Raw genomic sequence first — 8,016 nt, 5'->3', positions numbered from 1 at the left:
AGGACCTCAAGGATTCCAAGGACCTCAAGGGTTCCAAGGACCTCAAGGGTTCCAAGGACCTCAAGGGTTCCAAGGACCTCAAGGATTCCAAGGACCTCAAGGATCTCAAGGACCTCAAGGATTCCAAGGACCTCAAGGATTCCAAGGACCTCAAGGGCCGCAAGGATTCCAAGGACCTCAAGGACCTCAAGGATTCCAAGGACCTCAAGGACCTCAAGGATTCCAAGGACCTCAAGGACCTCAAGGATTCCAAGGACCTCAAGGATTCCAAGGACCTCAAGGATTCCAAGGACCTCAAGGACCTCAAGGGTTCCAAGGGCCTCAAGGATTCCAAGGACCTCAAGGGTTCCAAGGACCTCAAGGATTCCAAGGACCTCAAGGACCTCAAGGATTCCAAGGACCTCAAGGACCTAGAGGACCTGAGGAAGGTTTTGCTTTCATTTATGACACTACCGAGCAAGATCTAGATGCAAATGAGGCAGTTACCTTTCTTGTGAACGGAATCATCGCACCTCCAGGTCTTGTTACACACGTTCCTGGGGATGCTGAAATTGTGATCAATCAAGACGGAACCTATCTCATTACCTATGAAGTATTCCCTCAAAATGGGACTTCTGCATTCGCTTTATTCAATGGTGTGACCCAAATACCAGGTTCCAATTATGGATCACGCTCTGGTAACGAAACTTATGGGGGCCAAATTATCACAGTATTAGCCGCAGGGGATATTATTACCTTACGCAACATTGATGGTACGACTCATTTGAATAATACGGTTTCCGGTTCGGGTCCTTTGGTTGTAAGTGCATCTATTGTGATTCAACAGCTAGCATAAAACAAAATGTAAGATATCGCTGAAAAGAACCACCTCCATTTCATGTAATTAAATGGTGATGGTTCTTTTTTTTAGATAAAATATCCATTTCAAGGAAACAAATCACGAGACATGGTCTATTTATATGATTTCAGTACAGCTTGACTAACCTTGTCAACATCATCAGCCGCTTTCCGAAGTTTTTTAGCGTCCCCAGCTACAAATGTTTGAGCATAGTGGGCCATTAGCATGTGCTCTAATTTTATCAGCACCCATACAAATAACGGATGCAGAACTTGCCTCTATGCCCGTTTCGTCAAAGTAACAACTTCTTTATGGTCTTACAAATATCAATTCCTAAAAAAACATCACCACCATAAGAATTAACGGTAGTGATAAAGATAAATATAAAGATAATAAAGATACAGATTCCTCAAGTAATTCTAAAAATGAACCTTTAAAGGAGGAAGTATATCCATCATCGGGATACCAGGAATGCGTTGATCGTGCCTTTCGTATTCCCATATTTTTAAGCACATCAAATACGTTAAAATCAAAAACAACAACAGTTTCAAAACCGTCTTATTTTAGAGATTGAGAACGCATTGCTTCCACGTACTTGCCTGTAAGTGAACAATATCTAGAAACTATTTTAACAAGTATTCGTCGGTTGGTTTCATCAGGCTATAGAATGTTGGCAATCAACTTTCGTCGCTTCCTCGTTGAGATTATTGATACTAATGTAGGACAACCTCCATCATTCACTCCGTTTTGGGAAGGCTCAATTTTTTACAAAAAGAGCCCTCAATGGCTTTTCAATTTAGACTACCCATATTATTAGTAAGAGAAGATAATACTGACACAAATACTGGAATTTGGGCAGGAGGAATTGCCCCACTCAACACATTTATAGTTTGGGATTCTGAAAATCAATCTGTTGATGAATTCTTTAGTAGTATTCAATGGAGAGAAGCTTTGCGAATTTGAGCGCAGAGGTAAGAAATGGATATTTTAATCAGACAGAGCCTAAATTCAAGTACAGATCCAGTACACAGGATTAAAAAATTACTTGATTGGAGTACACTTTTTCAAAGCAGGATTATCGTAAATAAAAGAGTGATTTAAAACAAATTGAGATGATGTCTTTGTTTAGCGATCTGTGAACTGGCACTTTAGTACCAAATTGAATATTTTATAAGTCGAAAATATACATGTTTTTATTCATCTTTATATATATTTTCGGCTTATTTTACATACAAAAAAATATTGCCATAAACAGCAGTTTTTAGTTTCCAAATACACTCATCCAAATTGGAATTTTCAGGCTAAATTTTTTAAGTTAATGATAAATTTTTATTCTTATCATCCTTATATACTTTTTTTAATAAACTACTGATTTCGCATTCATTAAGTCTGATGTACATTTCGCTTTGAAGCCACTTTGCAGTACTAATAATCTCTCTGTCCATTTACTGAACTTATAAAGATTGGCCATGTTACCAGCTCCCTTTGCCTACTCAATTCGACACTATAGACTAATTCCCTGCTTTGTTATTCACTCTAAACCAGACACCACGGCTACACTAACCGGGCCACTTGTTAAACGATCATGTAGTTATGCATGTGCCACAGTAGTTTCTATAATCAGCAGTAAACAAAGTTAAATAAAAAAAATTTTGTGATTTATGTAAAAGGGACGAAAAGGAACATAGATATAAGGGAACACATCTAAAAAAATGTATTCCATTTATACAACTATGATTAGGAGTGAATTATTATTAGCAATCTGGTAACTTTGACGATAGCTTCAGAAACGTTTCTCTTGCTATCCTTCATCATTATTTTTTTATCAACCAGGAATACGAAAAAGAATGTTTTATTGGTCATCCTGCTCATCATTGGAGGTGCGCCGCTTCCATATTTAGCCATAGATCATGTGAACAGCGATTATGTGGATGCAAATATCGGATTGGGCCTTGCTTTTATGTTTACCTGGATATATAGCGTAATAGCTTTTGTCATTGCAATCATTCTTTTAGTAAAAAAGAAAAGGAATAATAATATTTCAAAAGAACAGTAAACATCACATTTTGTCTGGTTTGCAGTGAACAAGAAAGGTCTCTCGGCCATACTCCAAGCAACCACGAATAATAACCATTCAGGGAAAAAGGTGCAACAGCTAAAAACCATTACACTTAATTTAGAAGTCTTCTTCAAAACTTCTGTACTCAGAATATACAGGACTCCTCTGCAGAGAACTTTTCAAAAGCTCTAGGTAACAAGAGCATTGAGCAATAAATGTGGTCATTTAACTAAAAAAGCGATGGAGAACCCTATCAAATAAAGGATTCTCCATCGCTTTTAATTACATGACCCGCTTGAACATCTTCTCCATCTCATAAATCGAATATGAGATGATTATTGGTCTTCCGTGTGGGCAAGTAAATGGGTCTGTTGTTTGTCTTAATTCATCTAATAGTGCTTGAATTTCGTCATTGCGCAGATGACGGTTTGCCTTTATTGAGGCTTTACAGCTCATCATGATCGCCGCTTCTTCGCGCAGTTTTTTGATGTCGACTTTTTTCATAGATAATAATTGTTCAATCATTTCTTCAAGGATTTCCTGTTCAATACCTTTAGGAAACCACTGAGGATGTGAACGAACAATATATGCATTATAGCCGAACTCCTCTAAATAGACGCCGACTTTTTCCAGTTCATGCTGGTATTCATTTATTCGGATACATTGGTCGGTCGAAAATTCAAGTGTGATGGGAACCAGCATATCCTGTAGCTCGTTTTCGACACGTCCGACTTTTTCTTTAAAATATTCATATTTAACCCGTTCCTGGGCAGCGTGCTGGTCAATGATATACAAGCCTTTTTCGTTTTGGGCGAAAATATACGTACCATGCATTTGCCCGATAGGGTACATGGGCGGGACGCGGCTTGCCGTTTCATCGATTTCGTTTTCTTCGTCATGTTCGACTGTATATGTTGTATACCCTTCGGAGGATTCGACATATGGTCTTCTTTCGTCTTCCGGAATGACCGGGATATATACGTCTGCCATTTCCTGCTGTTCGTCAACACTGTAAATTAATTCCTCTATTGGTTCAATATCCATGATTTCTCCAACAGGGTCTTGGTAGTTCTTCTGCTCCTGATTTTCACGAATCAAGGTATTTTTCAGGAGTGAGGCTTCTTTCTTTGCTTCTTCAAGGACCCGCTTTCCGCTTTCCACGACATGATCTAAATCTAGCGTAGTTTGCTCACTTTTTACCTGTTCCAGCTTTGGTGAGGGTGTATATCCACTTGGTATTAAAGACAGTTTTTTGAACGCAGATTTAATTGTTTCCGACACTAAACTGTACAATTCCTGTTCCTTACTAAGTCTTACCTCCATTTTAGATGGATGAACGTTGACATCGACCAAAATTGGATCCATTTCAATATTTAATAAGGCAATCGGGAAACGGCCAATAGGAAGAAGCGTATGATATCCATCCAAGATGGCTTTCACAATTGCATAGTTTTTTATAAACCGACCGTTTATCATCGTTGATATATAATTTCGTGAGGCACGGGTGACCTCGGGCATAACGATATATCCAGATAGAGTGAAGTCCAATGAGCTTGCCTGAATTGGAATCATCTTTTTAGCGATATTCATACCGTAAATTGCTGCTAGTACTTGCCTCACATCCCCATTACCATTCGTATGCAAGATACGCTTATCATTGTGTGATAAACGAATAGAAACATCCGGGTGGGAAAGTGCTAGTCGGTTAGCTACATCCGTAATATTACCGAGTTCGGTATGAATTGTTTTCATATATTTCAACCGGGCAGGTGTATTGTAAAACAAGTCGGAAACCATGATATCCGTACCTTTCCGACTGGACGAAGCTTCGAGTTCCTTAACGATGCCACCTTCAAGAAGTATACGTGTTCCCACTCCTTCACCGGTGCAGCTTTTCAGTTCGAAACGGGAAACTGAAGCGATACTCGGCATAGCTTCGCCTCGGAATCCAAGCGTCCGAATCCGAAATAGGTCATTCTCATCTTTTATTTTACTTGTAGCATGACGTTTAAAAGCTGCCTCAATATCATCAGCTAATATCCCATCCCCATTGTCTACAATTCGGATGGAACCAAGTCCAGCCTCCACTAATTCAATCTCTATGATGGTACTGTTAGCATCAATGGCATTTTCCACTAGTTCCTTCACAACTGAGGCAGGGCGTTCAACAACTTCGCCAGCTGCGATTTTATTCGATAAAGCCTCGTCAAGCTGTATGATTTTCCCCATTTCCATCGCCTCACTTTAATATTTCATTTTAGTTTCTTTTGCAATTTATAAAGAATATTCATCGCCTCGAGTGGTGTCATTTCCAGGATATCAAGCGATTTAATGTCATCTAGCACCTTTTTTTCCTTAGGAGAAGAACTCATTTTTTCTTTAGGAGTCTCTTCTCTGAAAAAGGATAGCTGTGCCTCATTGACCTCCGCTTTAGGAGCTGTTTCAGTAATTGGTGCTTTTGAAACAACGGCTGGCTGAGCAGGCAATTCCTTTACTTGGCCATTTTCATTTTCTAACTGTGCTAAAATAGCTGCTGCACGGTCAATTAACTGTTTCGGTAAATCAGCAAGCTTTGCCACATGAATTCCATAACTTTTATCTGCTGGACCTTCTTTTATTTTATGAAGGAAGACAACATTTCCATTTTGCTCAATTGCACTAACATGGATATTTTTCAATTTAGGTAGCTCCGATGCGAGTACAGTCAATTCGTGATAGTGTGTTGAAAAGAGTGTCTTTGCACCAATTTCTTCATGAATATATTCTATGATGGCCTGAGCAAGTGCCATACCATCGTAAGTGGAGGTCCCACGTCCGATTTCATCAAACAAAATCAGACTGTTTTCAGTTGCATTAGTGATCGCATTTCTTGCTTCAAGCATCTCGACCATAAACGTACTCTGGCCGGAAATCAGATCATCGGCCGCTCCAATCCTAGTAAACACTTTGTCAAAAATAGGTAATTCAACTGTAGTTGCTGATACGAAGCAGCCAATTTGTGCCAGAATAGATGTTAACGCAATCTGACGCATATACGTACTTTTCCCGGACATATTCGGACCTGTAATTAAAAGTAGTTCCCCTTCGCTATCCATAAAGCAGTCATTTGGGACATACTCCTGTGATTGAAGCACTTTTTCGACTACAGGATGGCGTCCTTCCTTCAAAATAATTCTTCGATTCTCTGAAAAGACCGGCTTCACATAATGACGCTCTTCGCTAATTGTGGCAAAACATTGTAGAACGTCTAGCTCACTTACGCCTTTCGCTAGATCTTGTAAACGCGGGATATAGCTTTTTATCTCTTCGCGAAGATTGAGGAATAAGTCATATTCTAAACCGATGCTTTTTTCCTCGGCTTGTAAAATTAACGCTTCCTTTTCTTTTAATTCAGGTGTGATATAACGTTCAGCATTCGTTAAAGTCTGCTTCCGTTCATAGCGCCCCTCTTCAAGCAGATGTAAATTCGCACGGGTGACTTCAATATAATAGCCAAACACACGGTTATAACCGATTTTCAATGACCTAATCCCTGTGCGTTCTCGTTCCTCGCGTTCAAGCTGAGCAATCCAAGTTTTTCCGTTCCTACTGGCATCTCGGTATGTATCCAGCTCCGTATGGAAACCATCTCGAATAATATTCCCTTCTTTAACGGACAACGGCGGGTTTTCAACAAGCGCAGTTTCGAGCATATCTGTCACTTCTTCACATGGGTCCAATTTATCAGCTAGAACAGAAATATCCTGATTGGAGGCCATTGACTTTACGATTTCACGGATGACAGGCACCTGTTGCAACGAACGTTTCAACTGGATCAAGTCTCGCGCGTTAACATTCCCAAAGGCGACCCGTCCGGCAAGCCTCTCCAAATCGTACACTTCCTTCAGGCGCTCACGGAGGTCTTGACGTTCGAAGTATTGACTCTTTAGAGTTTCAACAAGACTTTGTCTCCGCTCAATTTGTTTTTTATTAATGAGTGGTCTGTCAATCCACTGCTTAAGCATACGTCCACCCATTGCTGTTTTTGTTTCATCAAGAAGCCATAATAATGATCCTTTTTTGCCTTTGGAACGTATGGTTTCAGTCAATTCCAAATTTCGTTTGCTATAATAATCAATTTTCATATAATGTGACGTCTCATATGCAAGAACCGGCTGCAAATGATCAAGACTGCGTTTTTGGGTACGATATAAATAATTCAATAAACGCGAGGTCGTTGTTCTCTGCTTTTCATCCTTTAATAGATGCAATAAAGGAGCGAACGACTCACTTTGTTCCAAGTTGTCCTCTTGTGATAAAGCGGCAGCGCCCCGTTCCTGAAGATTCTTTTTCCATTCTTCATTAAAATCACTAGCAATAACCACTTCGCTCGCACCAAGGATGGCAAATTCATTCAGTACCTCATCAAAGTTCTCAATCAAGGTGACCTTATTTTCACCTGTCGATAAATCGTTGTATCCAAAACCAAACTGGCCATCAGAAAAATTTGTGATTGTCGCGATGTAATTGTTTTCTTTCTCACGAAGCCCCTTGCTATCCATTTTCGTTCCCGGCGTAATTAGTTGGACGACTTCCCTGCGTACTACCCCTTTAGCTTGCTTAGGATCTTCTGTCTGTTCACAAATCGCTACTTTAAATCCTTTTTCTATCAATATATCAATATAATTAGCCGCCGAATGATACGGAATCCCACACATTGGAATTCGGTCTTCACTTCCACCTTCTCGGCTCGTTAATGTTATTTCGAGCTCCTGTGACGCATTGAGCGCGTCATCAAAAAACATTTCATAAAAATCGCCTAAACGAAAAAATAAAAAGGCATCCTGATACTCTGCCTTAATTTTTAAATATTGTTGAATCATCGGAGTATATCCAGCCATTCTTTCAAAACCTTTCCTAACTAAAATCTATTAATTTCATATGTCCTTTATTATAACATATGGGACAACATTGCCTGTATTCGAATTGCAGGGTAAATTCCTGAACCTGTGAGTACCTCTGATAAATTTACTATTATCAACTGGTGTTCTCAAGTAAAACTTAGACTAATTGACTGGTATATCAATATGCCTGTAAAAAGCCTGTCCCTCTTCAAATTAAATAAAACCGGATGAAGGGA

The 8,016-nt window shown here is 39.5% G+C and carries 5 protein-coding genes and 1 pseudogene; 4 read left to right on the top strand and 2 right to left on the bottom strand.

From position 1 onward, the window contains the following. From ACQKMR_RS15240 to ACQKMR_RS15225, 4 genes and pseudogenes are all read left to right on the top strand, one after another. Positions 1–467 (top strand): hypothetical protein (locus ACQKMR_RS15240; protein ID WP_427698046.1); only part of this gene is annotated, 467 nt, incomplete at its 5' end. Positions 468–493: 26 nt separating this feature from the next. Further along, entirely contained in the window at positions 494–835 is a 342-nt protein-coding gene (locus ACQKMR_RS15235) for a hypothetical protein (protein ID WP_427698045.1), read from the top strand. 361 nt (positions 836–1,196) lie between these two features. Continuing rightward, positions 1,197–1,875 (top strand): annotated as a pseudogene (locus ACQKMR_RS15230) (hypothetical protein). A 734-nt stretch (positions 1,876–2,609) separates the two neighbouring features. Then, positions 2,610–2,894 (top strand): hypothetical protein, encoded by a 285-nt coding sequence (locus tag ACQKMR_RS15225; protein WP_427698044.1) that lies wholly within the window; start codon positions 2,610–2,612, stop codon positions 2,892–2,894. A 285-nt stretch (positions 2,895–3,179) separates the two neighbouring features. On the opposite strand, the gene mutL is transcribed toward ACQKMR_RS15225, so the two are convergent. Then, a complete protein-coding gene (gene mutL / locus ACQKMR_RS15220) occupies positions 3,180–5,126 on the bottom strand; it encodes a DNA mismatch repair endonuclease MutL (RefSeq protein WP_427698043.1) in 1,947 nt (648 codons plus the stop codon). Between the two features lie 23 nt (positions 5,127–5,149). Next, the gene (mutS, locus tag ACQKMR_RS15215) at positions 5,150–7,777 is read right to left on the bottom strand and encodes a DNA mismatch repair protein MutS (protein WP_427698042.1); all 2,628 of its coding nucleotides are present in this window, start codon (positions 7,775–7,777) and stop codon (positions 5,150–5,152) included. Positions 7,778–8,016 lie beyond the last annotated feature (239 nt).

It is taken from the genome of Peribacillus sp. NPDC096540 (assembly GCF_050278525.1).
In the GTDB taxonomy this organism is placed as follows: Bacteria; Bacillota; Bacilli; order Bacillales; family DSM-1321; genus Peribacillus.
The sequence above is the reverse complement of the archived record's forward strand: the minus strand, read 5'-3'. Positions and strand labels throughout refer to the sequence as shown.

What these genes read in the sequence shown, in the direction of transcription:
- mutL (WP_427698043.1), bottom strand. Translation starts at nt 5,126, where the DNA reads ATGGGGAAAATCATACAGCTTGACGAGGCTTTATCGAATAAAATCGCA.
- mutS (WP_427698042.1), bottom strand. Translation starts at nt 7,777, where the DNA reads ATGGCTGGATATACTCCGATGATTCAACAATATTTAAAAATTAAGGCA.